Below are 26837 nucleotides of genomic sequence, written 5' to 3' on the forward strand. Positions count from 1 at the left end.
CCCACCATCCCCGCGTCACCACTCCCATCACCTCCACCCGCGTCGCCGGCTTCGCCGTATGCCTGGCGTTGGTTTCACCGGTGAGCAAATGTCGCCCGGGTGTTGCTTTTCCTTTGGCCATCAGGCTTGTGACCTGGGGATCAATGGGGAAAAGCGGCAAAATCCGTCTCTTTCGCGCTTGTAACGGGGTTGGTTAGTGTTCGGACAAGATTGCTGCGGGGAGCCGGTTGCGGGAAGGCAGGCCTTCGGCTGGAGTTCTCGTGGCAAGACCTTCGGACAAGGAGATTCACGATGGTCGATGCCTCACGTCGCCTGGCCCGGTTCGCCGGTGTCGCAGCGATCGCAGTCGCCGCGCTGACCTCGGCTTCCGTCGCGCAGGCGGCTCCGGCCGACGTCAACCCCAACATCGTCGGCGGACAGGACGCTCAGATCGCGGACCACCCGTTCACCGTTGCGCTGACCACGCCGGACGGTCAGCAGTTCTGCGGTGGCTCGCTGGTTTCCCCGACCAAGGTCCTCACCGCTGCCCACTGCACCACCGGGCAGCAGCCCGCTGACATGAAGGTCGTCAGCGGTCGCACCGTCATGAGCTCCACCGAGGGCACGGTTTCCGACGTCACCAACGTCTGGATCCACCCGGAGTACACCGACGCCACCAAGGGCTTCGACGTCTCCGTGCTGACCCTCGGTGCCCCGGTGCAGGAAGCTCCGATCGAGCTCGCCACCGCCGACGACGCGGCGTACGCCCCCGACACCCAGGCCACCATCCTGGGCTGGGGCAACACCACGGAGGGCGGGGAGCAGGCCGACAACCTGCAGATGGCGAACGTGCCGGTGAACGCCGACGACACGTGCTCCAAGGCCTACCCGGAGTACAGCAACGAGTCGATGGTCTGCGCCGGCGTGCCGGAAGGCGGAGTCGACAGCTGCCAGGGTGACTCGGGCGGCCCGATGGTCGCCGACGGTCGCCTGATCGGCGTCGTGTCCTGGGGTCAGGGTTGCGCGCAGCCCGGCTTCCCGGGCGTCTACGCCCGCGTCGGCGCGTACAACGACGTGATCACCGAGCAGATCAACTCCTGACGCGCGCTCCGGCCGGGGTTGTCATCCCGCTGGCTCCGGCCGGGCCCGCACCAGGAGCGCTGAAGGCCGCGGACGTCCCTCGTCCGCGGCCTTCAGCTATGCCCGCACCAGGCGCACCGACATGCCCAGCTTGGCGTCGGAGTGCTCGTCCGCCTCGGGGTCCTCGACGACCTCGGTGGCGAGCACGGCGCCTGCGATCTCGTCGTGGTGCGCCCGCACCGCCGATGCGATCTCCGCGGAACCGCTCCAGCGCAACGAGATCCGGTCGGCGATCTGCAAACCGCCCTGCTTGCGGCAGTTCTGGACGAACCGGACGATCTCCCGCGCCAGCCCGGCCAGCCTCAGCTCCGGCGTGATCTCGGTGTCCACCGCGATGGAGACCTCCCGCTGCGTCTCCGACGCCCACCCGGACCCCGGCACGTCCCCGGCCACGACCTCGCGGACGTTGATCTCCTCGGCGAGATCGGCGCGCAGCTCGGCCGGAAGATCCGGGCTGATCACGGCCGTCGCCAGCGGCTGGCGCACCTTGAGGTTCTCGTTGCGGCGCAACGAACGCCCCGCCGCCGCCAGCTTCCGCTCGACGTCGACCTGAGCCAGCAGCGTCTCGTCCACCAGCCCCGGATCGGGTTCCGGCCAGGTCGCGAGGTGCACGGATTCGGGGTGCCCGGGAGTTCCCGGGCGCACGCTGTGCTGCCAGACCTCCTCGGTGAGGAACGGGACGAACGGCGCCAGCAGCCGGGTCAGCACGTCCAGGCACTCGTGCAGCGTGCGCAGCCCGTTGAGCTCGCCGTCCCAGAACCTCGGGCGGGACCGGCGCACGTACCAGTTCGACAGGTCGTCCACGAACTCCGCCAGAACCCGTCCCGCACCGGCGGTGTCGTAGTCCTCCAGCCGCGAATCGACCTGCTGCGCGACCTGGTTCAGCCGAGCCAGCACCCACCGGTCCAGCACCGGTCGCTCGCCGGGCGGATCCGGTTCGCCCCACTCGGCCAGCGAGGCGTAGCGGTTGAAGAACGACGCCGTGTTCCAGTACGTCAGCAGCACCTTGCGGACGATCTCGCGCAGCGCCTCGTGCCCGACCCGGCGCGGTGACCAGGGCGAACCGCTGCACAGCATGAACCAGCGCAGCGCGTCCGCGCCGTGGGCGTCCATCAGCGGCAGCGGCTCCAGCACGTTGCCCAGGTGCTTGCTCATCTTCCGGCCGTCGTCGGCCAGGATGTGCCCCAGGCACACCACGTTGCGGTAGCTGGAGCGGTCGAACAGCAGCGTGCCGATCGCCATCAACGTGTAGAACCAGCCGCGCGTCTGGTCCAGCGCCTCGCAGATGTAGTCCGCCGGATAGGTGCGCTCCAGCTCCTCCGCGCTGCCGTCGGCGTGCGGGTAGCCCAGCTGCGCGAAGGGCATCGATCCCGAGTCGAACCAGGCGTCGATCACCTCCGGCACCCGCGTGGCCTCCGCGCCGCAGACCGCGCAGCCGAAGGTGATCTCGTCGATGTGCGGCCGGTGCGGATCGAGGCCGGCGAGATCGCGACCGGTGCGCTCACCCAGCTCGGCGCGCGATCCGATCGCCGTCACGTGGCCCTGCGGGCAGCGCCACAGCGGCAGGGGAGTGCCCCAGAAGCGGTTGCGGGACAGCGCCCAGTCGACGTTGCCCGCCAGCCAGTCGCCGAACCTGCCGTGCTTGACGTGCTCCGGGTACCACCGGGTGTTCTCGTTCTCCCGCTGGAGAGCCCGGTGGATCGCGGTCGTGCGGATGTACCAGGACGGCTGCGCGTAGTGCAGCAGCGGTGTGTGGCAGCGCCAGCAGTGCGGGTAGGCGTGCTCGATCGTCCCCTCGCCGAGCAGCAGGTCGCGCCGCCGCAGGTCCTCGACGATCACCGGGTTGGCCTCCTGGAAGAACATCCCGCCGACCAGCGGAAGCGCCGGGTCGAAACGTCCGTCCGAGCCGATCGGGTTGACCACCGGAAGACCGTTGGCCCGCCCGGCCGCGAGGTCTTCGGGGCCGAACGCCGGTGCCAGGTGCACCAGTCCGGTGCCGTCGGTGGTGGAGACGTGACCGGAGAGCACCACGCGGTGCGCGTCGGCGACCGCGACCAGGTCGAACGGCGGCCGGTAGGTGAGGCCTTCCAACGCGCGGCCGGACATCCGAGCCAGCTCGTCGCCGTCGACGGTGCCGGCCAGCGGCTCGGCGACCACGAACGTGCCGCGCTCACCGCGTTTGACCAGGTAGGTGACCTCCGGGTGGACGGCCACGGCGGTGTTGGACACCAGCGTCCACGGCGTCGTCGTCCACACCAGCAGCTCGGCGAACTCGCCCGCCACCGGGGCGTTGAGCGGTAGGCGCACGAAAACCGAGGGATCCTCGACCGTTTCGTAGCCCTGAGCGACCTCGTGGGCCGACAACGTCGTCTGGTCGCGCGGGCAGTACGGGGCCGCGCGGTAGTCCTCCACCAGCATTCCGTCGTCGAAGATCCGCTGCAGAGCCCACCACACGCTGTCCACGTAGGACTCGGACATGGTCCAGTAGGCCGTGGAGAAGTCGATCCAGTAGCCCATCCGCGTCGTGACGTCCTCGAACTCGCCGACGTAGCGCTGCACCGATTCCCGGCAGCGCGCGGTGAACTCGGCGATCCCGAAGCGCTCCACGTCCGGCTTGCCGGTCAGCCCCAGCTCGCGCTCCACCGCCAGCTCCACGGGAAGCCCGTGGCAGTCCCAGCCCGCCCGGCGCGGCACCCGGTATCCCTTCATGGTGCGGAACCTGGGGAAGACGTCCTTGAAGACCCGCGCCTCCACGTGGTGGGTGCCCGGTGTCCCGTTGGCAGTCGGCGGACCTTCGTAGAAGACCCACAGCGGGCCGTCGGCCGTCCGCTCCAGGCTCCGCTGGAAGATCCGGTGTTCCTGCCACCACTCGATGCGCCGCCGCTCGGCCTCCGGCAGGTCGATCGCCGAGGCCAGCGGGTGGAACGGAGAAGCCGATCTCATGCCCCCATGGTGGAGCCGCGCGGCCCTCGCGCGCTCGCTGTACTGTTCGGTAGGTCCCGGCTCGGGACGACGAGGGAGCAGGAGGATTCGAGGGGTGACGGCTGACGAAGCGGCCAGCTCGCACGGGCAGAACCTGGTGAAGTCGGCGGACCGCGCGTTGATCATCCTGGAGCTGCTGTCCCGGGGACGGCACCGGCTCAGCGACATCGCCGAGACGCTCCGGCTGCCGCTGTCCAGCGTGCACGGCCTGCTCGGCACCCTCGTGCACCGCGGTTTCGCCGAGTTCGACCCGACGACCCGCACCTACGGGCTCGGGCTCAAGGCCTGGACCGTCGGGCAGGGCTACACCGGGCACCGCGACATCGTCGGGCTGGCGCTGCCGCTGATGGAACGCCTCGCGCAGCAGACCGGTGAGACCGTGCAGCTCTCCCGGCTCGACGGCATCGAGAACGTCTACATCGCCATCGCCGAGTCCCCGCAGCCGATGAAGCTCGTCTCCGCCGTCGGCATGCGGTTGCCCGCGCACTCGGTCGCGCTCGGCAAGGCGCTGCTGGCGGGGTTGAGCGACGACGAGGTCGCAGCCCGCTACGAGGACGTCAAGCTGGAGCGATTCACCGACAACACGATCACCGAGCTCCCGGAGCTGCTCGCCCGGCTCGACGAGGTCCGCCGCGACGGCTACTCCGTCGACGACGAGGAGTACATCGTGGGCTGCCGTTGCCTGGCGGTGCCGATCCGCGACCACGCGGGAGAAGTCGTCGCGGGCATGTCCGTCTCGGCCCCCACTCCCCGCTGCGGCCCCGACTGGACCGAGAACACCAAAGCCCCCCTCACGCAGGTGGTGGAAGCGATCCACCACCAACTCCGCCACTGACCCTGCTCAAGCCGCACCAAGCCGCGTCGGGTCACGTCGGGTTCGCGTCCTCGCCCCTGGTCAGTTTTGGTCCGAATTGACCGGGCAAAACGGATATTGATCATGGACGGTTCGGACCAAAACTGCCCCTTGCCGCCCCACCACGGCCCCGCGGCGATCGGACGCTCCGCGATCAGCTCTGTGGGGCCGGTGGTTCGTGGGTCAGCCGAATTGGAGGGAGCGTTTTGCCAGGCCCCACCAGAAGCCTTGGATGGGGACCGTGTGGGAGCCGAGGTCGTCGCCCGCTGCCCCGAGGGTGACGAAGAGGGGTGCGAAGTGCTCGGTGCGGGGGTGCGCGAGCCTGCCGGCGGGGGCCTTGCGCTCGAAGTCCAGCAGCGCGTCGATGTCGCCCGAGGCGAGCGCCGCGCCGCCCCAGTCGTCGAACTCCACCGACCAGTTCGGGGTCTCCGGAGAGCGCAGGGCGGCCAGGTTGTGGGTGAAGAACCCGCTGCCGACGATCAGGACACCCTCGTCGCGCAGCGGCTGGAGCGACCGCCCGAGGCGCATCAGGGCTTCGGGCTCCAGCGTCGGCATGGAGATCTGCAGGACCGGGATGTCGGCGTCCGGGTACATCTCCTTCAGCGGCACGTAGGCGCCGTGGTCGAGGCCGCGGTCGGGCACGTCGACCACGGGCGTCTCGGCGCCGCCCAGCAGCGCGCGCACCCGTTCGGCCAGGGCCGGAGCGCCGGGGGCGGCGTAGCGGACGTCGTAGTACCGGTCGGGGAAGCCCCAGAAGTCGTAGACCAGCGGAACGGTGCTGGTCGCGCCGATCGCCAGGGGCGCTTCCTCCCAGTGCGCGGAGATGATCAGGATGGCTTCCGGGCGTCGCAGGTCGCTCGACCAGGCGGCGAGCTCGCCGGGCCAGAGGTCGTCGTCGGCCAGCGGCGGTGCGCCGTGGCTGAGGTACAGGGCGGGCATGCGATCGGCCATCGGGGCCTCCTAGTTCGAATTTGAATCAAATGTACCTCGTGGTTCAAATTCGAACAAGATAAGATGGGGGAGTGACCGAACCGCGCTGGCTCGACCCCGACGAGATGGCCGCCTGGAACGCCTTCGTCGAGGTGGGCAACCTAGTGAACCGCCGCGTCGAGCAACAGCTCCGCGAGCAGGCGGGCCTGTCCCACCCGCAGTACGAGATCCTGGTCCGGCTCTCCGCCGCCGAGGGGGGCGAGATCCGCATGTCCGAGCTCGCGCAGCTCGTGGTGACCTCCAAGAGCGGCCTGACCTACCAGGTCACGCAGCTGGAGAAGGCGGGGTTCGTGCGCCGCCGCACCTGCGACACCGATGACCGGGGCGTGATCGCCTGCTTGACCGAGGCCGGACGCCGCAAGCTGGAGGAGGCCGCGCCGGGGCACGTGGAGATCGTCCGCGAGCACCTCATCGACGTGCTCGACCGCGAGCAGCTGCGCGCGCTCGCCGACGTCCTGGGCACGGTCTCCCGCGAGTTGCGCGGGTCTTGACGACGCTCGTGCGCGCTGATCGGATTTCGCTTGCTCGAATCGTTTTCACATGAGCGAAGCGGGGTCGGGATGAGGTTTCTGAGGCTGGGGTCGTTCTCCGAGGAGCGTCCGCACGTGCTCGACGATCGGGGGCGGCTGTTCGACCTGAGTCCGCTGACCGGTGACGTCGACGCCGCGTTCCTCGCCGGTGACGGCGTCGCGCGCACCCGCGCGGCGCTCGCGGCCGGCGAGCTCGCCGCCGTCGACGACCCCGCGGACGGGACCGGGTCGCGGGTGGGCGCGCCGATCGCGCGGCCGATGGCGGTGCTGTGCATCGGGCAGAACTACGCCGCTCACGCCGCCGAATCTGGTTCGCGGCCACCGGATGTGCCGATCCTGTTCTTCAAGCACCCCAACACCGTGGTCGGCCCGCACGACGACGTGGTGATCCCGCGCGGCGCCGAGCAGGTCGACTGGGAGGTCGAGCTGGGCGTGGTGATCGGCAGGCGCGCGAGCTGCCTCGACAGCGCGGAGCAGGCCTTGTCCCACGTCGCCGGGTACGTGCTGGCCAACGACGTCTCCGAGCGCTCGTTCCAGAAGGAGCAGTCCGGCGGTCAGTGGTCGAAGGGCAAGTGCGCGCCGACGTTCAACCCGGTCGGGCCGTGGCTGGTGCCTGCCGACGAGGTCGGCGATCCGCAGGGGTTGCGCTTGCGCAGCTGGGTCAACGGCGAGCCGAGGCAGGATTCCAGCACGGCCGACATGATCTTCGGCGTCGGGGAGATCGTCCGCCACCTCTCGCAGTACCTGACGCTGGAGCCGGGTGACCTGGTGATCACCGGCACCCCGGAGGGCGTGGCGCTGTCCGGCCGGTTCCCGTTCCTGGCGCCCGGCGACGTGGTCGAGATGGAGATCGACGGCCTCGGTCGTCAGCGCAGCGCGCTGAAGTCGGCTTGAGGTTGCGCCGTTCGGATCAACCCGAACGTGAAATGCTTTCTATTTTACTTCGGGGTAGCTAGCGTCCGGTGCCGGAGCAGTTCGCGCATCGGAAAGGGCTTGGCATGGCGAGACGTTCACCGATCGCGGCCCTGGTGGCGATCATCGCGGGGTCGCTGCTGGTCGCACCGGGAGCCCATGCCCAACAGCCGGAGCCTCCCCGGTCGCCGGAGGACTACTGCCGCGAGCAGTGCCACGACATCCTCCCGCCGGGCCAGAACGGCAACGCGACCTTCGCCGAGCTGGTGTCGCACATGCTGCTGGGCACCCGCCCGAAGCACTCCGACGACCAGCTCGCCCAGTACGACGCGCTGGCCGGGGGTTACGAGCAGCTGACCACCGACACCGTGCAGGAGTTCTTCAACGACCACTCCTTCGGCGTCAAGCCCGACGACGTGGAGCGCACCTACCGGCCGCGCGCCGACGTCACCGTCGTCCGCGACAAGACCGCGGGCGTCCCGCACGTCTACGGCGACACCCGCTCCGGGACCACCTTCGGCGCCGGGTACACCACGGCCGAGGACAAGCTGTTCATGATGGACGCGCTGCGCCACGCCGGTCGAGGTGAGGTGACCCCCTTCGCCGGTGGGGCGCCCGCCAACCGCGAGCTGGAGCAGAGCTTCTTCTCCGTCGCCCCCTACACCGAGGAAGAGCTGCAGGAGCAGGTCGACCGGGTCGCGGCCCAGGGCGAGCGCGGCAAGCTCGCGATGCAGGACGCGCTGTCCTACGTCGACGGGATCAACGCCTACATCCAGGAATCGCACCAGGGGCGCTACTTCCCGGGCGAGTACGTCGCGACCGGGCACGTCGACCCGATCACCAACGAAGGGCGCATCGAGCCGTTCGAGCTCACCGACCTGGTGGTGCTCGCGTCGCTGGTCGGAGCCCAGTTCGGCGGTGGCGGCGGGGGAGAGGTGAGCAACGCCGTCGCCAAGATGGCGCTGATCGAACGCCTCGGTCCCGAACGCGGCGAGCAGGCCTGGAACACCTTCCGCGCGGAGAACGATCCCGAGGCCATCAGCACGATCCACGACGGAAGCTCGTTCCCGTACGGCAACACCCCGGCGAACCCGAAGGGCGCGGCGATGCCCGACCCGGGTTCCGTCGAGCAGCAGCAGCTCATCTTCGACGCGTCGGGCTCGGCGACGAAACCCGACGAGGAGACCCCGCGTCCGGCCGTCGACCGGCAGAACCCGTTGCGCGGCATGTTCAACGAGGGCATCGCGCCCGAGGGCATGGGCGAGCGCCGGGGCATGTCGAACGCGCTGATGGTGTCCGGCGAGCACACCGAGAGCGGGCACCCCGTCGCCGTCTTCGGTCCGCAGACCAGCTACTTCTCGCCGCAACTGCTGACGCTGCAAGAGCTTCAGGGGCCGGGGATCTCGTCGAAGGGCGCATCGTTCGCGGGCCTGAGCTTCTACACGCTGCTCGGCCGCGGCCAGGACTACTCGTGGAGCGCGACGACGGCCTCCCAGGACATGATCGACACCTACGCGGTGGAGCTGTGCTCGCCCGACGGCGGTCCGGTCACCAAGGAGTCGAACTCCTACCTCTTCCACGGCGAATGCCTGCCGATGCAGACGCTGGAGCGCAACAACTCCTGGAAGCCCAACCTCGGCGACGACACCCCGGAGGGGTCCTACCGGCTGGTGTCGTTCCGCACCCGGTACGGACCGGTGACCCATCGGGCCACTGTGGACGGAAAGCCGGTCGCCTACACCACCGCGCGCTCGACGTTCCTGCACGAGGTGGACTCGATCATCGGCTTCCAGGAGTTCAACGATCCCGGTGCGGTGAACTCCGCCGAGTCCTTCCAACGGGCGGCGCACGACATCAACTACACGTTCAACTGGTTCTACGCCGATGCCCACGACGCCGCGTACTTCAACTCGGGCGCCAACGTGGTGCGGCAGCCGCACCTCGACCCGAACATGCCGATCGCCTCCGACCCGGCCAACGAGTGGCCGGGCTGGGACCCGAGCACCAACACCGCCACCTACCAGGACTTCGAGGAGCACCCGCACTCGATCAACCAGGACTTCTACATCAGCTGGAACAACAAGCAGGCCCCGGGAACCGCGGGCGACCGGGTGGAGAAGGGCTCGGTGCAGCGCGGGGACCTCCTCGATCGCCGGGTGCGCGAGCAGATCGCCGCGGGCGACGAGTTCAGCCGCGTCGAACTCGTGCAGGCGATGGCCGACGCCGGCATCACCGACCTGCGCGCCGAGCGGATCGTGCCCGACCTGCTGCGCGTCATCGGGGAACCGGACGAGCGCGCGAAACCCCTGGTGGATCAGCTGCGCGCGTGGCTAGCTGACGGCGGCAAGCGCACCGAGACCTCGCCCGGCAGCAAGGAGTACGCCCACGCCGAGGCCATCGAGCTGATGGACGCCTGGTGGCCGCTGCTGGTCCGCGGCCAGTTCGAACCGGCCGTCGGCGAACCCGCCTACCGGGCGCTGACCGAGGTCATGCCGATCAACCAGTCGCCGTCCGGCTGGCAGAACGGCGAACCCGGACTGCACGTCGGCCAGAGCCACCAGGGCTCGGCGTTCCAGCTGGGCTGGTTCGGCCAGGTCTCCAAGGACATCCGCGGGGTTCTCGGCGAGCAGCCCCCGGGCGGCTTCAGCACACCGCTCTGCGGAAGCGGCGACCCCGCCACCTGCCGCCAGATGCTGCTCGACACCCTCGTCCAGGCCGCCGCCACGCCTTCGGAGGAGACCTACCCGGGCGACGACGAGTGCGAACCCGGCGACCAGTGGTGCGCGGACTCGATCGTGCAGAACAAGATCGGCGGCATCAACCAGGAGAAGATCTCCTGGCAGAACCGACCCACGTATCAGCAGGTGATCGAGTTCCCAGACCACCGCTGACCCGTTCGCCGGTACGCCTCTTCCGTCATTCGGCCCCGGCAAGTGATCAACGCTAGTAACATGGATCACTTGCCGAGAGAGGGCGGCGGGGATTGCGGGGTGCGGATCGCATGGAGGACACGGGGTCTTTGTCCGACAGCGTCGCGCTGACCAGGCGGTTGTTGTGGAACCGCAAGGTCGGTGGCGCTGCGGGTCAGCAGCCGGTGGTGGTTCTCCTGGGGCCGGCCGGTGCGGGGAAGACCGAAGCGCTGAAATCGATCTCGCTCGATTGCGGCAGCGGGGTCGTGCACAACCAGCCGCTGGACTTCGCTCAGGAAGAGCTGACCACGGTGGAAGTGCTGGCCCAGATCGCCTTCGGGCTGTCCCGCAAGTGGCCCGCCCGCAAGCCACCGCGTTTCACCAGGTTCGCGCTGGGGCTGCTCGCCGCGCAGACCTCGTTACCCGAGAACCGCGAGCAGGCCCGGGCCAAGCTCAACCAGGCCATCCGGGAGTTCGCGAAGAACCCCTCCGCGGAACGGATCGCGGAGATCCTCCGGCAGATGTCCGACGTGGCAGAGCCGCTCCTGGAGCCGGTGTGGGCGAGCACCGTGAAGCTCCTTCCCACGCTGGTGCAATACGCCGGTCGCAAGCCCCTCGCGAACGCGAAGCGATGGCACGCCGACATTCCCGAGGCTGAAGGCGCTCGTCCACTGGACGCGCTGATCCAGCTCAGCCTGCGTGGCCGGGCGGACGAAGCGGAGATGACCAGCTGGCTGACCTCGGCGTTCCTCGCCGACGTGCGCGAAAGCCACCCGGTCATGGCCAAGCCCGAACCTAAGAGCCCCTGCGCGTGCATGAATCCGGCAGAGCACGCGCATCTGCACAACTGGGTCGTGCTGCTGGACAACGTCGACCACCGCGCCGGTCTTCGCTTCCTCGAAGACCTCACGGCCGCACGTGAACGGCATCTGCGGCAGCACGACGAACACGACCCGCTGCTGGTGATCGGTACCAGCGGGCGCTGGTACCCGGGCTGGGAAACCGACTGGTACCCGCCGTGGAAGTCGCTCCAGCACAAGCCCGACGACGTTTCCACCGTGCCACGTTCCCGGGACGTGGGCTACTGGCGCACGAACCGAACCGAACGCAAACCCACCGCCACCTACCTGCCGGTGCTGCTCGAAGCACTGGAGATCCAGGAGACCGCGCGGATTCTGGGAACCGGCGTCCGGTCGCCGGAAGCGCAGCTCGCGCAACGTGCCAGCGGGGGTCTTCCCCAAGCCGTGCAGACCATCAAGAAGCTGCTCGACGGTGAATCTCCGAACCGACGGCGCCGGGACGCCCTGTGGCCGACGGATTCGGCCGGATCCAGCTCGGTTCTGGAACGGTTGCACGATCTTCGACTCGCTCAGCACCTGCCCGACATCGACATGGAGGAGTTCGTCATCGCCGCCACGTGGGCGACAGCCCCGTGGCTGGTGCCGGCCGAGTCGACGAGCCTGTTGTCCCGGCCGCAGCTCGGCCGGATCCTCACCGAGTTGCGCACCGCGTTGTGGGTGATCGCCCCGGAACGACGTGGCGGCACCGAAGATCACACCGTGCTGCATCCTTGGATCGCGCGGAACCTGTTGCGGGCGTTGGCCGCACGCACCGAGGAGCCGTCGTACGCGACGCAGTTCAAGGCGATGCTCGAGGTCACCGTCGATTCGGAGCGCCAGGCGTACTGCCGGCTGGCGCTCGGCGATTTCTCGACGGTCGTGGACATGCTCGAGAAGCGGTTCGACCGGATACCGCATCAGGACTGGGTGGATCTCCTCGGTTTCGTGACCAGCGCTCCGGACGACAAGCCGTTGGACACCGACCACGACGATCTCTACCAGGCACTGGTGCGAGAAGACCTGCGCGGGAACGCGGAGGACCGCACCACGGTGCGCAACATCCTGGCTCGGCTGGTCGCGGCCGCGTGGTTGCTGGCCAATCCGCAGGCGGGTCCGGACGACGAGCGCAAGCGCATGGCCGCGCAGTGCTTCCGGGAACTGGCGCCGCTGTCCCGGAGGCCCGACGTCGCCGCATTGCACGAAGCCGCCCGGCAGACCGAGCGGACGTTCTAACACCCGAGGGAGTGGAACTGGGAATGTCTTCGTCGCCGACTTCGATGCCCAGCCCGGTGAATCCTTGGCCGTGGTGGCGTCGTCACAAGGTCATCCTGTTAGTGCTGGTGCTGATTCTGGTGGTCGGCGGTCTTGCCTGGTGGCGACCGTGGGAGCGCTGCGGTGCGGGGATGTCCGAGGTTGACGGTCAGTGCGTCGGACTGAACCTCGACGAGGCACAGGTCTGGAACGACGATCGCCTCAACGAGCTTCAGGGGATGAGCAAGGAGCAGAACAGGTCGAAGGAGCTGCAGGACAGCGGTGGCGAGTTCATCACCGTGGTCGTGCTCAACAACCTGACGCCCAATGGAGATGTCGACAGTGCTGGGCTCGGCAACGTGCAGCACGCAGTTGCCGGGGCGTTGGCGGCACAGGATCGGGCGAACAGGTCCCCGATCAGATCGCCGGTCCCGCCGGTGAAACTGCTGATGGCCAACTACGGTTCCGGGGCCGGCCAGTGGTCAACTGCGGTAGACGAGATCATCAAGCACAAGGATGAGCAGCACATCGTGGCTGTCGCCGGCTTGGGGCAAAGTCTGAGCGAAACACGCGAGGCGGCTGCCAGGCTTTCAGGAGCCGAGATCGCAGTCGTGTCCGCACTTGCCAGCGCGGACTCCATGAACACGATCCCTCCCGGCAACGCGCCGATCAAGCGGTTCTTCCGAATCAGCCCGACCAACGACGATGCTGCGAAGGTGGGCGCTCTGTACCTCCACGAGAGGTCCGCCCAAAACGTGTTGCTGGTACGTGACGTCAACGAGAAAGACATCTACTCGACCAACCTGGGAGCGGACTTCCGCAACGCGTATCAGGCAAAGTTCGGCGGCCAGGCTCTTGACGAGAAGACCTTCAGCTCACCGGAAGGTTTGAAGGAAGGGCTTGCACGCGAAAGCGCGATGCGCGGGCAATTCGCCGGTATCAGCAACTGGGTGTGTCAGCGGAGGCCGGACTGGATCTACTTCGCTGGCCGTGGGGCTGACCTGAAGTCCTTCCTCCGCGCCGTCACAGAAGGAGGGGCCTGCGCCAATTTGCCCACGGTCAAGGTGCTGACCAGTGATGACGCGTCCAGTCTGCGAGCTGCAGACCTGCCGCAGGGGGGCAGCACTGCCGTGGAGCTGTACTACACGAGCGTGGCGACCGGGGGCATGTGGCAGCCCAGTGACGACCGGCATGAGGCGGAAACGGCGGACTTCGCACGCTTTCAGGAGTTCTTCATCCCTCGCTACGGCCTAGCGCCCGACCTGCTGGACGGCTATGCCATGGCGCACCACGATGCCGTGCTGCTGCCGGTGACCGCACTGCGGAAGGTCGCAGAGAAAAACCCGGCGGAACTACCTACGTTGAATGAAAACGGTGTGCTGACAGCTGATTATTTGAGCAACACCTTCCCCTGCGAGGATGCTTTTCCCGGCGCTACCGGAAAAATCACGTTCTTCCCGGAGGGAAATGGCAACCCGGTGAACAAGCCGATGGCCATCATGCGTATGGCGCCTGATGGCATCACCAAGCATGACCTGCAGTGGCCGTTGGGCAAACCGTTCGTGCAGTCCTGCGGTTAGCACTGGCGATCCGGGAACGACGCGGGGGATGATCGCCTCGGTGTCGCTGATCGGAGGTTGTGGTGGAGTTCGGACGGCTTGACGAGATCCGAGATGACCTGACCGCGCTGTACAAGGATCTCCACGCGCACCCGGAGCTGTCGTTCCAGGAGCACCGGACCGCCGCTGAAGTCGCGCGGCGGCTGGAGGCGCTGGGGCTGGAGGTCACCACCGGGGTGGGCCGCACCGGCGTCGTCGGGGTGCTGCGCAACGGGTCCGGTCCGACGGTGCTGCTGCGCGCGGACTTCGACGGGTTGCCGGTGCAGGAGCAGACCGGGTTGGACTACGCGAGCGCGCAGCGGGCCACGTCGTCCGACGGGTCCGACGTGCCGGTGATGCACGCCTGCGGGCACGACATGCACGTCACCTGCCTGCTGGGGGCGCTGGACCTGTTGAACGACTCCCGTTCGAGCTGGTCGGGCACGGTGGTGGCGGTGTTCCAGCCCGCCGAGGAGATCGGGACTGGAGCGCGGGCGATGCTCGACGACGGGTTCCTGGAGCGGTTCCCGCGACCGGACGTCTGCCTCGGGCAGCACGTCTTCCCGTTCGAGAGCGGGTTCGTGGGCATGATGAGCGGTCCGAGCATGTCGGCCGCCGACTCGCTGAAGATCACCATGTTCGGCCGCGGCGGGCACGGTTCCCAGCCGCAGAACACCGTGGACCCGGTGGTGATGGCCTCGGCGACGGTGCTGCGGTTGCAAACCGTGGTGTCCCGCGAGGTCGCCGGCGATGACACCGCGGTGCTCACCGTCGGCTCGATCCGCGCGGGCACGAAGGAGAACATCATCCCCGACCAGGCGGAGATCCTGGTCAACATCCGCTCCGTCGACGAACGCGTGCGCGAACGGGTGCTGACCGCCGTCCACCGCATCGTCCGGGCCGAGGCGGTGGCCTCGGGCGCCGAGCGGGAACCCGAGTTCGAGCAGATCACCCGGTTCCCGCTCCTGGTCAACGACCCGGAGGCGGCTTCCCGCACCGGAAGCGCCCTGCGCGCTGCCCTCGGGGACCGCGTGCTGGACCTGCCACCGGCGATGGCGAGCGAGGACGTGGGCCTGTTCGGCGCCGAAGCAGGCGTGCCCACCTGCTACTGGTTCTTCGGCGGGACCGAGTCCGGCCGTTTCCGGGCGGCTGTGGCCGCGGACGACGTCGCTCGCGCGATCCCGGCCAACCACTCGCCGCACTTCGCACCCGCGATCGAACCCACCCTCACCACCGGTGTGAAGGCCCTGACCACGGCCGCGATCGAATGGCTCGGAACCCGCGGGTGAGCCAAGGTCGGTGGTGAAGCGGGCGCTGGAAGCGAGCCGAGGCGGCCGCTCACGACTGGGGAGGCGTCATGCGACTCGCGATCTTCGGTGCGACGGGTGGGACGGGGGCGCAGCTCGTCGAGCAGGCGTGCGCGGCGGGGTACGCGGTCACGGCCGTGGTGCGCGACGCGGACGCGCTGGAACCGCGCGCCCGGCTCACCACCGTGGAGGCCGACGTCATGGATCCGGCGGTGATCCCCCCGCATCTGAAGGGCAAGGACGCGGTCATCTCGGCGATCGGGTCCCGCAGCGCGAAGCGGCCCACGACCGTCCAGACCGACAGCACGCGCAGCATCCTGGAAGCGATGGCCGAGGCCGGGACCCGCAGGTTCCTGGTGATCAGCAACAGCGGGATGATCAGCGATCCCGCTGACGACCTGCTGACGCGTCGCGTGGTGAAACCGCTGCTGTGGCGAATCCTGAAGCACCCCTGGACCGACATGGGGCGCATGGAGGACCTGCTCCGCGCCTCAGACGTCGACTGGACGATCATCCGCCCACCGATGCTCACCGACAAGCCCGGCAGGGGCGTCTACCGCACGGCGACCAACGTGAGCCTCCTGGGCGGACGCAGTCTCTCCAGGGCCGATCTGGCCCATTGCGTGTTGCAGAACATCGCTGACACCAACAGTTCTCGCGCCGTCGTCACGGTCGCCGACTAGGGGTTGTTGATGTATCACCACGGGGAGGTCGTGTGGGTGGGGTGGGGAAGTTTTCATGAAAACTTCCCCACCCCACCCACACGACCTCCCCAGGAGTTCTCAGGGACGGTTCCGCAGCGTCAGGGCTTGGCCCAGGCGAGGTATCCGGATTCCAGTGCGGTCCAGAGGGTTCCGTCCGGGGCGAGGGTGAGGCCGTGGGGCTCGGAACCCGGTTTCGGGAGGTCGTGGACGTCGATCGCGCCGGTGCGATCGATGCGGCCCACTCGGCCGGCGGCCCACTCGGTGAAGTAGCAGCAGCCGTCGGTGGCCGCGGTGATCGCGTGCGGCCGGGCGGCGCGGTCGGGGAGCGGATGCTCCGTGATGTCACCCTCTGGGGTGATGCGGCCTATCTGACCTGCGCCGATCTCGACGAACCAGAGCGAATCGCGGTCCGCTGCGATGCCGACCGGTGCCGCGCCGGGCGTGGGCAGCGGGAAGGTGGTCACCGAGCCCTCGACGGTGATCCGCCCGATCGCGTTGGCCTGGTTGAGCGTGAACCACAGCGCTCCGTCGGGCCCGGTGGTGATCAGCGACGGGAATCCGCCCGGATCGGGCAGGTCGAAAGCGGTCATGGTGCCGTCGGTGGTGATCCTCCCGATCTGGCCGGTGCTCATCGCGGTGAACCACAGCGCCGCGTCCGGCCCGACCGCGAGTCCGTACGGGTTGGCCTCGGGCACGCCGAATCCGCTGACCGCGCCGTCCGGGCCGATGCGCCCGATCCGGTTGCCCTGGTACTGGGTGAACCACATCGCCTCGTCGGGGCCGGCGACGATCACGGTCGGCTGCGCGTCCGCGGGTCCGACCTGGAAACCCCGGTAGCTCCCACCGGGATCCAGCCGACCGACGCGCCCGTGATGGACCTCGGTGCACCAGATCTCGCCATCAGGGCCGGCCGCGACCCCGTACGGGCCGCAACCGGACTCGCCAACCGGCACCTCGGTGAATTCCACCCGAGAAGCGTCCTCCTGGAACCCGGCAGCGGCAACCGATTTCCGCGGCCGACGCGTCACTCCGGAGACCGGAACGCGGCCATGAGCGCGCGGGTGAGCGGCGCGCGATCCTCCTCGGGGATGGTCGCGAGGAGCTTCTCGTCGGCCGCGGTGATGGTGGTCTGCGCCGCGGTGCGGAGCTCGTCTCCGCGGTCGGTGACCTGGAGGCGGGCCGTCCGGCCGCGGCCGGCTTCGGTGGTGCGCTCGACGGCGCCGAGGGTTTCGAGCTGGTTGAGGGTGGCCTGCATGCTCTGCGCGGTGACCTCCGCGCGCCGGGCGAGCTCGCTGTAGGAGAGCCCCGGTTCGCGCGAGAGGTGGCCGAGCGCGGAGAGGTGCCGCAGCGACAATCCGCTGGCGCGGAGGTCGCGTTCGACTTGCTCGCGCAGCTTCCGCCCCAGGGTCATGATCAGGAAAGTCGGGCTCGGCGGCGGTGCGCCCTCGGGAACGCTCACCGGGCCATCCTCCCACCCCACCTTGAGTTGCAGCCAGGTTGCAACCTATGGTTTCAGTCAGGCTGAAACTAGGAGGACTCGTGGAAACCGCCTTGAACCTGATCTCGCCCGTGGTCATCGCGCTCGTCTACATCGCGCTGTGCTCGCAGCTGCCCGAGCCGACGCGGCAGAAGCTCAACGCGGTGATGGTCGCCGGCGCCGGGGCCGTCTACGTCTCCGGCGGCGGAATGGGCACGTGGGAGCTGGGCTTCGCGACCGCGCTCACCTTCTGCGCGTTCAAGGGGCTCACCGACTACCGCTGGATCGGCCTCGCCTGGCTGCTGCACACCGCATGGGACGTCGTCCACCACCTCAAGGGCGCACCGATCATCCCGGCTTTCGCGCACTCCTCGTTCGGCTGTGCGATCTGCGACCCGGTCCTGGCCGTGTGGATGTTCCGCGGCGCCCCGGCGATCCAGACCTGGTTCGCCACCAAGCGCGCAGCGGCCTGATCAGGAACGGAGTCCGTCCACCATCAGGTCGAGCAGCCGACCGGCCTGCTCGGGCTGGTCGGGGCCGCAGGACAGGAAGATCCCGACGATTCCGGCCACCACGTCCTCGGCGGGCACGTCGGACCGCAGGGACCCGTCCTCGGCTCCGGCGTCCAGCAGGGCTCGGGCGGCCTCGGCCAGCTCCGCTCGCTTCTCCGACAACGAGATCGACGACATGACCGAGCGCAGCGCTTCGGCCATCTCGCGCTTGGTCGCGATGTAGTCGGCGAAGCGGTTCATCCAGGACCGCAGTGCGGCGTCCGGCGGCTGGTCGGCGAGCAGTTCGGCGGCGCAGTCGCGCAGCGCGGCGAACTCGGTGCGGTACACGGCTTCGGCGAGCGCGTCCCGGGTGGGGAAGTGCCGGTACAGCGTGCCGATGCCGACGCCGGCTGCGCGAGCGATCGATTCCAGCGACACCGTCGCCGCGTCCGAGGTGAACGCCTCCCTGGCTGCCGCGATCAGGCGCTCTCGGTTCCGGCGCGCGTCCGCGCGCATCTCGTCGTCGCTAATCGGAGGATCCTCCGTTTCTGCTAGCGTGGCGGAAGCGGAGGATCCTCCGCCTAGCTCTCCACTATGGCAGGAGCGCACCATGAACATCTCCGAGGTGGCGCCCGGCGGCGTGGCGACCCTGGCCGGACGGCCGGTGGCGCGCGTCGGGTTCGGCGCCATGCAGCTGCGAGGACGTGACCGGGACGCTGCGATCTCGGTCCTGCGTCGTGCCGTCGAGTCGGGCGTCAACCACGTCGACACCGCGCACTTCTACGGTCGCGGCGAGGTGAACGCGCTGATCCGCGACGCACTGCACCCCTACCCCGACGACCTGGTGCTGGTCAGCAAGGTTGGTGCGGTGCACGCGCCGGAGACCGACGTCGGCTTGGCGCTCGCGCAACGACCGGAGCAGCTGCGCGCCGGGGTCGAGGAGAACCTCGCCCAGCTCGGCGTGGAGCGGCTGCCGGTGGTCAACCTGCGTCGCACCGACGCCCCGCCCGGCGTGGTCGCCGAAGGCGACCAGCTGGTCGACGTCGAAGACCAGCTGGCCGAGCTCTCCGCGCTGCGCGAGGAGGGCAAGATCGGCGGCATCGGGCTCAGCGCGGTCACCGCCGAGAAGCTGGAGCAGGCGCTGCCGGTCGGCGTCGCGTGCGTCCAGAACTCCCACAGCGTGCTGGACCGCCATGCCGAGCCGGTCCTGGAGGTCTGCCGCGAGCACGGGATTCCGTGGGTCCCGTTCTTCCCGCTGGGCTCGGCCTTCCCGGCCGGGACGGGATTCCCCGGGCTGTCGAAGGTCATCGAGAACCCGGTCGTGATCGACGTCGCCGCCGCGATCGGCGCCACCCCGGCGCAGGTGGGGCTGGCCTGGCAGCTGGCGCACTACGAGAACACCCTGCTCATCCCGGGAACCGCCGACCCCGGCCACCTCGACGAGAACATCGCGGCGGGCGGGGTGCGCCTGACGCCCGAGCTGCAGTCCGAATTGGACTCGCTGTCCGGAAAATCAGCTGACGGATCGGCGGTCCTGTGATCTCCTGACGAGCATGGGAGACGAACGCCTGTGGGCGTGCACCGCGGTTGACCTCGCCCAGCTCGTGGCCGACCGGCAGGTCAGCGCGCGCGAGGTCGTCGAGGCGCACCTCGATCGGGTCGACGCGGTCAACCCGCAGGTCAACGCGGTGACGGAGGTCTTCGCGGACACGGCCGCCGCCGAAGCGGCCGAGCTGGACGCCCGGCTCGCGCGGGGTGAGCCGGGCGGTCCGCTGGCGGGCGTGCCGTTCTCGGTGAAGGACAACACCGACGTCGCAGGACGGGCCACGACGCACGGGCTGCCGCGGTTCCGCGAGTTCGTGCGGCCGGTGGACGCGCCGCCGGTCGAGCGGCTGCGCCGGGCGGGGGCGATCCCGATCGGGCACACCAACCTGCCCACCATGACCCTGCGCGGCATGCACACCGTCAGCGAGCTCCACGGGCACACCATCAACCCGTGGGACCGGACGAAGACCCCGGGCGGCACCAGCGGCGGTGACGCCGTCGCCGTGGCGACCGGAATGGCGCCGGTCGGGCTGGGCAACGACTCCGGCGGTTCGCTGCGCAACCCGGCCACGTTCGGCGGGGTCTGCGGCCTCAAGCCGAGCACCGGGCGGTATCCGTCGGACCACCGCTTCGGCCCGGACGACCCGTCGTTGAGCTCGCAGGTCATCCCGGTCGACGGGCCGATGGCCCGGACCGTGGGCGAACTCCGCCTCGCGCACCGAGCGCTGGTGGGCACCGAAGCGCGTGATCCGCGCGCGGTCCCGGTGCCGGTCGAGGGGCCGGATCTGGAGCGCCCGATCAAGGTCGGTTTCGTCGTCGACCCCACCGGCAGCGGCGTCGACGCCGAGGTGCGGGCGGGTCTCGTCGGCGCGGCCGACGCGCTCACCGACGCCGGGTACGAGGTCGTGGAGGTCGAGCTGCCGAGGCTGCAGGAAGCGCTCGACACCTACGGCAAGATGATCATGACCGAGTTCGCGCCCGGCTGGCCGATGATCCGCGACCTGGTCGGTCCCGAGGCGGCCCGCTACATGGAACTGTCCATGCAGGAGGGATCACCGGTCGAACTTCCGGAGTACCTGGGGCTCACCGGAACTCGTCTCGGCATCCAGCGCGCGTGGGCGCAGCTGATGGACGAGTACCCGCTGGTGCTCGGTCCCGTCAGCACCAGGCTGTCGTTCGAGCCGGAGGAGGAATCGCGCGGCCTGGAGGAGTTCCGCGCTTACGGCAGATCGATGGCGTTGTGCACGGCGAGCAGCTTCGTCGGAGTCCCAGCGGTGGCGGTGCCCACCGGAACCGCCTCGGGCCTCCCGCGCGGAGCGCAGGTGATCGGCCAGATGTTCCGGGAAGACCTCTGCCTGGACGCGGCCGAGGTGATCCAGGGCGCGTTCCAACCGAGCACCCCGATCGACCCGCGTTAGGAGTTGTTTGTGGGTTGCTTTGCTTGGCGGTGCGGGTGGCGGAACCTGAGCGCCTTCGTGGTCTCCGTGCGCCGCTCCTGATGTCTTCCGCTTACCCCGGGGTGGACATCGGCGTCCTGGCGTACTCGCCACGAAGGCGCTGGCGAACCCGCGGCGGTGCGGGCTGAGTCCCACACCTGAAACAGCGGCTCCGCCGCAATCCTCAACTACGCCTAGGCGCTCATCCCTCGCCAGAGGAGGTCGATGAGCTCCGCCGTCTCAGCGCGCCAGTCCCCCTTGGGGTCGAGGTAGAAGAGGCCGCCGAGGCCGCGCAGCACCGTTTCCGGGTTCAGGTCCGGGCGGATGTTGCCGGCCTCGGCGTTCGCGATCAGCAGCGGCGTGAGCGCGTCGAGCAGCTTCTCGTGGGCGTTGACCGGGAGCTCGGCCGGCGAGGACGTGGCGGCGACGAGCGCCTTCGCCAGTCCGCGCTTGGTCATCATGTAGTTCGCCAGGTGGTCGGTCGCCCAGGTGCGGAACGCCTGTTCGGGCTCGTGGGTGGCCAGCAGCTTCGGGACGACTTCGCCGAGGAGTTCGAGCTCGCGCTGGTAGACGGCGATGATCAGGGCCTCGGTGGTGGGGAAGTGCCGGTAGACGGTGCCCACGCCGACGCCGGCCTGCTTGGCGATGTCGTTGAACGAGACCCGTTCCGAGCAGGCGAGCGACCTGGCGCCGACGTTGAGGATGGCCTCGTGGTTGCGCCGGGTGTCGGCGCGGCGCGGGTTCACCGAGCCCGTGGTCATCGTTCCTCCCCGCTCGTCCACCTGGTCTTCACCCGGAATGTAGTGCACCGCAATGGGGGCTTGGGCATTCTTGAGGGCGAGAACATACGTGCTCGTTGATGACCGGATAATTATCCGGTAGCTTGGTCTCAGCTGAAGTGGATGAGTATCCGGTTCAGCCTTCGAGTTTAGCTCCCACCACCACGAGCATTCCGCCGTGGCGTTCCGGCGTCAGGGCGGGGAAGAGATTCTGTGGACATCTCCCTGGAAATCAACGGTAGGACGGAAGAGCTCAGCGTCGAACCCGGCGTGACCCTGCTCGACGCGCTGCGAGAGAACCTCGGCGTCACCGGCCCGAAGAAGGGCTGCGACCGGGGGCAGTGCGGCGCCTGCACGGTGCACGTCGACGGGCGCCCCGTCCTGTCCTGCCTCACCCTGGCCGCCACCGTGCAGCAGCCGGTGACCACCGTCGAAGGGCTCGCGGACGGCGAGTCGCTGCACCCCGTGCAGCGGGCCTTCATCGAGCAGGACGCGCTGCAGTGCGGGTTCTGCACGTCCGGTCAGGTCATGTCGGCCGTCGCGGCGGTCGACAAGGACGTCGAGGACGTCCGCGAGTTCATGTCGGGCAACATCTGCCGCTGCTCGGCCTACCCGAACATCGTCGCGGCAGTTGAACAAGCTAGGCGGGCGGGCTGATGCGCTCCTTCGAACTGACCGCACCGAGCACGATCGACGAGGCGTTGGGCGACACCGGCGCCTTCCTGGCCGGCGGCACCACGCTCGTGGACCTGATGAAGCTCGACGTGCTCACCCCGCAGCGGGTGCAGAACATCAACGGCCTGCCCTTGCGCGGGATCGACACCTCCGACGGGCTGCGCATCGGCGCGCTGGAGCGGATGAGCGACGTGGCCGAGAACCCCGGTGTGCCACCGGTGATCTCGCGCGCGCTGCTGCAGAGCGCGTCGCAGCAGCTGCGCAACATGGCCAGCATCGGCGGGAACCTGATGCAGCGCACGCGTTGCGGCTACTTCCGCGACACCGACATGCCCTGCAACCGGCGTGACCCGGGCAGCGGTTGCCCGGCGGTCGAGGGTGCGAACCGGATGCACGCGATCCTCGGCACCAGCGATGCGTGCGTGGCCACGCACGCCAGCGACCTGGCGGTCGCGCTGGTCGCGCTCGACGCCGAGGTCCGGCTGGTCAGTGCCTCCGGCGAGCGCACCGTCAGGCTCGCGGACTTCTACCTCCAGCCGGGTCAGACGCCGGAGGCCGAGCACGACCTGCGCGAAGGCGAGCTGATCGGCGAGGTCGTCGTGCCGAAGCTGGACTTCGCCGCCCACTCCACCTACGTCAAGGTCCGCGACCGGCAGTCCTACGAGTTCGCCCTGACGTCGGCCGCCGTGGCGCTCGACGTCCGCGACGGCGTGATCGCCGACGCTCGCGTCGCCGTGGGCGGAGTCGCCACGGTGCCGTGGAAGCTCGGCGTCGTCGAGGACCTGCTGCGCGGCAGGCCCGCCACCGAGGAGACCTTCGAAGCCGCCGCTGCTCTCGCCGCCGAAGGTGCGAAGCCGCTGTCCGGCAACGCCTTCAAGGTGTCCTTGCTGAAGCGGACGATCGTTCGCGCCCTGCTCGAAACCACCGAAGGGATGCAGCTGTGACCAGTCGGCTGGACGGTCCGCTGAAAGTCACCGGACAGGCCAAGTACGGGGCCGACAACAACCTCCCCGGAACGGTCTACGGCTATCTCGTGCTCAGCACGACCGCTCGCGGTGAGATCGAGAGCATGGACGTCACCGCGGCCAAGAGCGCGCCCGGCGTCGTCGCCGTGTACACGCCGTTCGACAAGCTGGAGCTGACCACGCCCAGCTCGATGCTCGGCGAGACCTGGGTTCCGCTGCAGAACCGCGAGGTCTCCTACTACGGCCAGCCGATCGGCCTGGTCGTGGCGGACTCCTTCGAGCGGGCGCGCGACGCGGCAGCGCTCGTGGAGACCGGTTACCAGGTGGCGCCCGCCAGGACCTCGTTCGAGGACGGGATCGCCGAGGCCGAGGCCGCGCCGGGTCGCGAGGACCTGGAGATCCTCGACCCCGATGCGGACCTGGATTCCATCGCGGATGCCTTCGGGACCAGCCCTGTCGTCGTCGACCAGACCTACTCGACCGCGACCCAGAACCACGCCGCGATGGAGCCGCACTCGGCGGTCGCGGTGTGGGAGGGCGACGAGCTCACGCTCCACACCCCGAACCAGGGTTCGCACATGACCGCCGCGGACGTGGCGACCGCGCTCGGTGTCGACGCCTCCAAGGTGCGCGTGGTGAACCCGTACGTCGGCGGCGCTTTCGGCGGCAAGGGCAAGACCTCCACGCCCGCCTTCCTGGCCGCGGCGGCGAGCCGCGCGCTGGGTCGTCCGGTCAAGATCGTGCTCAGCCGCGAGCAGGTGTTCACCGCGACCGCCGGACGCGCGTCCACGCGGCAGCGGGTCGCCCTGGGCGCCGACCGCGAAGGCCGGTTGATCGCGGTGCAGCACGACTCGTGGTGCAGCACCGACGCCGCCCGCTCGTTCGTCGAGCCGACCTCGCACGGCACGTCGCTGGAGTGGTACGCGACCCCGAACCTCGCGGTGTCCCAGCGGATCGTGCCGCTGAACATCCCGCCGACGACGTTCATGCGCGCTCCCGGCGAGGCACCGGGGTCGTTCGCGCTGGAGAGCGCCGTCGACGAGCTCGCGATCGAGCTGGAGATGGACCCGATCGAGCTGCGCAAGCGCAACAACTCGACGGCCCCGCCCGGCAAGGACCTCCCGTGGTCCAGCAAGCACCTCGACGAGTGCTTCACCGTCGGATCGCAGCGCTTCGGCTGGGCCAACCGCAGTCCGCAGGGCCGCACCGAGGGCGACTGGCAGGTCGGCATGGGCGTCGCCGTGGCGATGTTCCCGGCTCTGCGGTTCCCGGCGACGGTCGGCATCGAGCTGCGGGCGGACGGGACGGCGGTGGTCTCCACCAGCGGCGCGGACCCGGGAACCGGCCTGCTCACGGTGATGTCGACGATCGGCGCGGAGGCGCTGGACCTGCCCGAGGAGCGGATCACCCCGCAACTGGGCGACTCGGCGCTGCCGCCCGGCGGCATGTCGGGCGGTTCGACCGCGACCGCCAGCGTCGGCACCGCGATCCAGCTCGCGGGCGTCGCGGCGGTCGACGAGCTCACAGCGCTGGCCTCCGGGCCCGGTGCGCCCTTCGAGGGCAAGGACGTCACCTACGCGCACGGCGAGCTCTTCGCCGACGGCGAGACGATCGCCTTCGGCGACCTGTTGCGCCGGCTGGGCCGCGAGTCGGTGTCGGTGAGCGGGTCGTCGGCTCCCGGCGAAGAGCTGACCAAGCACTCCTTCAGCTCGTTCGGCGCGCAGTTCGTCGAGGTCAAGGTGCACAAGTGGACGCGCGAGATCAGGGTGTCCCGGATGCTCGGCGTGTTCGACTGCGGCCGGATCATCAACGACAAGCTGGCGACCAGCCAGCTGCAGGGCGGCATGATCTGGGGCCTGTCGGCGGCGCTGCACGAGGGCATGGAGATCGAGGGCAGCGGGCGGGTGGCCAACGGTGATTTCGCGAGCTACCTGCTGCCGGTCAACGCCGACATCGGCGAGGTGGGTGTGGAGTTCGTGAAGTACCCGGACACCCTGCACAACTCGGTGGGCGCCAAGGGGCTCGGCGAGATCGGCACGGTCGGCGTGGCCGCCGCGGTCGCCAACGCCGTCTGCAACGCCACCGGCGTCCGGGTCCGCCACATCCCGATCACCATTGAGAACCTCCTGGTGGACTGAGAGAGCACAGCCGGGAATCCCAGTTTTAGTCCAAACCGAGCCATGATCATGTCCGAAATGTCGGCTCAGTTGGGACTAAAACCGGGATCCACCGTGATCACCACGTTCCGCTCGCGGTGGCCTTGGCGAGGCTTCGCGGGAGGTGGGCAGTTTTGGTCTGAACTGCCCGCCTCCCGCGTCCGTTTTTCCGGGTCAATTCGGATCAGAACTGCCCGCGGCCTCAGGGCGTGTAGGAGCCGGGGACCGTCCTGTTGATGACGCTGATGCGGTTCCAGGCGTTGATGGCCGCGATCAGCATCACCAGCGCGGTCAGCGTCTCCTCGTCGTACTGCTCCCGCGCCTTCTCGTAGACCTCGTCCGGGACGCCGTGCGGGTTGTCGGCGAGGCGGGTGCCGGATTCGGCCAGGTCCAGGGCCGCGCGCTCGGCGTCGCTGAAGTGCGGCGACTCGCGCAGGCCGCGACCTGGAACAGCCGCTCGTCGGTCTCGCCTCCCTGCTGGGCGTGCTTGCTGTGCATGTCGACGCAGAAGGCGCAGCCGTTGATCTGGCTGACCCGCAGCTTCACCAGGTGCTGCAGGCCCTGCGGGATGCCGCTGCCTGCGAGGTAGGCCTCCAGCGAAGCCATCGCCTTGTACCCCTTGCCCGCCTTGGCCGGAATGTCGTCGATCCGTCCCTGCATCGTTCACTCCTTATCGTGGATATCTGTTGTCCAGAATCTGTGGATGTGCGAATCCCGTGCGGGGCGGGATTTTTCGCTCAGGTGCGGGTGTCATCGAACCAGCGGCGGACCCGCTCGGGTGCGGCCGAGGAGTGGCCTTCCACCGTGGACGCGATGTCGGCGATGGTCTGCGAGGCCAGTTCCCGGCGCCACGCGAGCTCGGCCTTGCGCATGGAGGTGTGGATCGCGCACGGCGTCTCGCTGCGGACGCCGCTGTCGGATCCGCCTCGATGACGGATCTCGGTGCAGCGGAACGCCTCCTCCTCGCCTTCGATCGCCGCGACCACATCCATCAGCGTGATCTTCTCCGGCGGCCGTGCGAGCCGGAATCCGCCGCGCGGACCGGAGGTCGAGGTGAGGATCCCCGCGCGGGCCAGCGCCTGCAGCTGCTTGTTCAGGTATGCGGCGGGAAGTTCGTAGAACCCGGCGAGCTTCGCGGCCGGGACCGCGCGTTCGTCGCCGAGCCAGGCGAGGTTGAGGCAGCTGTGCACCGCCCACTCCACGCCCTCGTTCATCCGCACAACCAGGACACTATGTGTCCAGGATTAAACCTGGCAACCGGGAATGGCCTGGGCCACTCGGGTCTGAACGCGATCTTGCGCGTTCCGCGGCGTGCGGGG

23 protein-coding genes are annotated in these 26837 nt (G+C 69.1%); 15 read left to right on the forward strand and 8 right to left on the reverse strand.

All coding sequences use genetic code 11. The features are described 5' to 3' along the window. Positions 1 to 291 precede the first annotated feature (291 nt). A complete protein-coding gene (locus tag ACYVF3_RS03820; protein ID WP_461152861.1) occupies positions 292 to 1080 on the forward strand; it encodes a S1 family peptidase in 789 nt (262 codons plus the stop codon). Between the two features lie 96 nt (positions 1081 to 1176). On the opposite strand, the gene ileS is transcribed toward ACYVF3_RS03820, so the two are convergent. After that, positions 1177 to 4062 (reverse strand): isoleucine--tRNA ligase, encoded by a 2886-nt coding sequence (gene ileS / locus ACYVF3_RS03825; RefSeq protein ID WP_461152862.1) that lies wholly within the window; start codon positions 4060 to 4062, stop codon positions 1177 to 1179. 94 nt (positions 4063 to 4156) lie between these two features. Between ileS and ACYVF3_RS03830 the strand changes: the two genes are divergently transcribed. Next, complete coding sequence (locus tag ACYVF3_RS03830) at positions 4157 to 4936, forward strand: IclR family transcriptional regulator (RefSeq protein WP_461152863.1); 780 nt, start codon at positions 4157 to 4159, stop codon at positions 4934 to 4936. Positions 4937 to 5137: 201 nt separating this feature from the next. On the opposite strand, the gene ACYVF3_RS03835 is transcribed toward ACYVF3_RS03830, so the two are convergent. Further along, positions 5138 to 5905 (reverse strand): dioxygenase family protein, encoded by a 768-nt coding sequence (locus ACYVF3_RS03835; RefSeq protein WP_461152864.1) that lies wholly within the window; start codon positions 5903 to 5905, stop codon positions 5138 to 5140. A 71-nt stretch (positions 5906 to 5976) separates the two neighbouring features. On the opposite strand from ACYVF3_RS03835, the gene ACYVF3_RS03840 reads away from it, so the two are divergent. The 7 genes from ACYVF3_RS03840 to ACYVF3_RS03870 all read left to right on the forward strand — a co-directional run bounded on the left by ACYVF3_RS03840 (position 5977) and on the right by ACYVF3_RS03870 (position 15973). Beyond that, positions 5977 to 6435, forward strand: coding sequence for a MarR family winged helix-turn-helix transcriptional regulator (locus ACYVF3_RS03840; protein ID WP_461152865.1), 459 nt, complete (start codon positions 5977 to 5979; stop codon positions 6433 to 6435). A gap of 69 nt (positions 6436 to 6504) precedes the next feature. Further along, positions 6505 to 7368: a fumarylacetoacetate hydrolase family protein gene (locus ACYVF3_RS03845; protein WP_461152866.1), complete on the forward strand. Its 864-nt coding sequence runs from the start codon at positions 6505 to 6507 to the stop codon at positions 7366 to 7368. 104 nt (positions 7369 to 7472) lie between these two features. Beyond that, a complete protein-coding gene (locus ACYVF3_RS03850) occupies positions 7473 to 10277 on the forward strand; it encodes a penicillin acylase family protein (RefSeq protein WP_461152867.1) in 2805 nt (934 codons plus the stop codon). A 128-nt stretch (positions 10278 to 10405) separates the two neighbouring features. Continuing rightward, complete coding sequence (locus tag ACYVF3_RS03855; protein ID WP_461152868.1) at positions 10406 to 12367, forward strand: hypothetical protein; 1962 nt, start codon at positions 10406 to 10408, stop codon at positions 12365 to 12367. A 23-nt stretch (positions 12368 to 12390) separates the two neighbouring features. Beyond that, positions 12391 to 13965, forward strand: coding sequence for a type 1 periplasmic-binding domain-containing protein (locus tag ACYVF3_RS03860; protein ID WP_461152869.1), 1575 nt, complete (start codon positions 12391 to 12393; stop codon positions 13963 to 13965). Between the two features lie 62 nt (positions 13966 to 14027). Continuing rightward, positions 14028 to 15272, forward strand: a complete 1245-nt coding sequence (locus tag ACYVF3_RS03865) for an amidohydrolase (protein WP_461152870.1) — start codon at positions 14028 to 14030, stop codon at positions 15270 to 15272. Positions 15273 to 15340: 68 nt separating this feature from the next. After that, positions 15341 to 15973: an NAD(P)-dependent oxidoreductase gene (locus tag ACYVF3_RS03870; protein WP_461152871.1), complete on the forward strand. Its 633-nt coding sequence runs from the start codon at positions 15341 to 15343 to the stop codon at positions 15971 to 15973. 119 nt (positions 15974 to 16092) lie between these two features. On the opposite strand, the gene ACYVF3_RS03875 is transcribed toward ACYVF3_RS03870, so the two are convergent. Beyond that, a complete protein-coding gene (locus ACYVF3_RS03875; protein WP_461152872.1) occupies positions 16093 to 16962 on the reverse strand; it encodes a Vgb family protein in 870 nt (289 codons plus the stop codon). 56 nt (positions 16963 to 17018) lie between these two features. Then, entirely contained in the window at positions 17019 to 17453 is a 435-nt protein-coding gene (locus tag ACYVF3_RS03880; protein WP_461152873.1) for a MarR family winged helix-turn-helix transcriptional regulator, read from the reverse strand. An 80-nt stretch (positions 17454 to 17533) separates the two neighbouring features. Between ACYVF3_RS03880 and ACYVF3_RS03885 the strand changes: the two genes are divergently transcribed. Next, on the forward strand, positions 17534 to 17944 hold the full coding sequence (locus ACYVF3_RS03885; RefSeq protein WP_461152874.1) for a DUF6010 family protein: 411 nt from the start codon (positions 17534 to 17536) through the stop codon (positions 17942 to 17944). On the opposite strand, the gene ACYVF3_RS03890 is transcribed toward ACYVF3_RS03885, so the two are convergent. Beyond that, entirely contained in the window at positions 17945 to 18478 is a 534-nt protein-coding gene (locus ACYVF3_RS03890; RefSeq protein ID WP_461152875.1) for a TetR/AcrR family transcriptional regulator, read from the reverse strand. Positions 18479 to 18572: 94 nt separating this feature from the next. Here ACYVF3_RS03890 and ACYVF3_RS03895 point away from each other — a divergent pair, with 94 nt between their 5' ends. Both ACYVF3_RS03895 and ACYVF3_RS03900 read left to right on the forward strand, forming a co-directional pair. After that, positions 18573 to 19502 (forward strand): aldo/keto reductase, encoded by a 930-nt coding sequence (locus ACYVF3_RS03895; protein ID WP_461152876.1) that lies wholly within the window; start codon positions 18573 to 18575, stop codon positions 19500 to 19502. Positions 19503 to 19515: 13 nt separating this feature from the next. Then, positions 19516 to 20925, forward strand: a complete 1410-nt coding sequence (locus ACYVF3_RS03900; RefSeq protein ID WP_461152877.1) for an amidase — start codon at positions 19516 to 19518, stop codon at positions 20923 to 20925. A 212-nt stretch (positions 20926 to 21137) separates the two neighbouring features. Here ACYVF3_RS03900 and ACYVF3_RS03905 read toward each other — a convergent pair whose 3' ends face one another. Next, on the reverse strand, positions 21138 to 21704 hold the full coding sequence (locus ACYVF3_RS03905; protein ID WP_461152878.1) for a TetR/AcrR family transcriptional regulator: 567 nt from the start codon (positions 21702 to 21704) through the stop codon (positions 21138 to 21140). A 231-nt stretch (positions 21705 to 21935) separates the two neighbouring features. Here ACYVF3_RS03905 and ACYVF3_RS03910 point away from each other — a divergent pair, with 231 nt between their 5' ends. From ACYVF3_RS03910 to ACYVF3_RS03920, 3 genes are read left to right on the forward strand one after another with little or no spacing between them, the layout of a single operon-like run. Then, positions 21936 to 22379 (forward strand): (2Fe-2S)-binding protein, encoded by a 444-nt coding sequence (locus tag ACYVF3_RS03910; protein WP_461152879.1) that lies wholly within the window; start codon positions 21936 to 21938, stop codon positions 22377 to 22379. Next, the gene (locus ACYVF3_RS03915) at positions 22379 to 23341 is read left to right on the forward strand and encodes an FAD binding domain-containing protein (protein ID WP_461152880.1); all 963 of its coding nucleotides are present in this window, start codon (positions 22379 to 22381) and stop codon (positions 23339 to 23341) included. The genes ACYVF3_RS03910 and ACYVF3_RS03915 overlap by 1 nt, the downstream gene beginning before the upstream one ends. Then, the gene (locus tag ACYVF3_RS03920; protein WP_461152881.1) at positions 23338 to 25500 is read left to right on the forward strand and encodes a xanthine dehydrogenase family protein molybdopterin-binding subunit; all 2163 of its coding nucleotides are present in this window, start codon (positions 23338 to 23340) and stop codon (positions 25498 to 25500) included. The genes ACYVF3_RS03915 and ACYVF3_RS03920 overlap by 4 nt, the downstream gene beginning before the upstream one ends. A gap of 309 nt (positions 25501 to 25809) precedes the next feature. Here the strand turns inward: ACYVF3_RS03920 and ACYVF3_RS03925 are convergent, their stop codons facing one another. Both ACYVF3_RS03925 and ACYVF3_RS03930 read right to left on the reverse strand, forming a co-directional pair. After that, positions 25810 to 26178 (reverse strand): carboxymuconolactone decarboxylase family protein, encoded by a 369-nt coding sequence (locus tag ACYVF3_RS03925; protein ID WP_461152882.1) that lies wholly within the window; start codon positions 26176 to 26178, stop codon positions 25810 to 25812. A gap of 77 nt (positions 26179 to 26255) precedes the next feature. Further along, positions 26256 to 26738: an RrF2 family transcriptional regulator gene (locus ACYVF3_RS03930; RefSeq protein WP_461152883.1), complete on the reverse strand. Its 483-nt coding sequence runs from the start codon at positions 26736 to 26738 to the stop codon at positions 26256 to 26258. Positions 26739 to 26837: the final 99 nt, after the last annotated feature.

It is taken from the genome of Saccharopolyspora tripterygii (assembly GCF_054778355.1).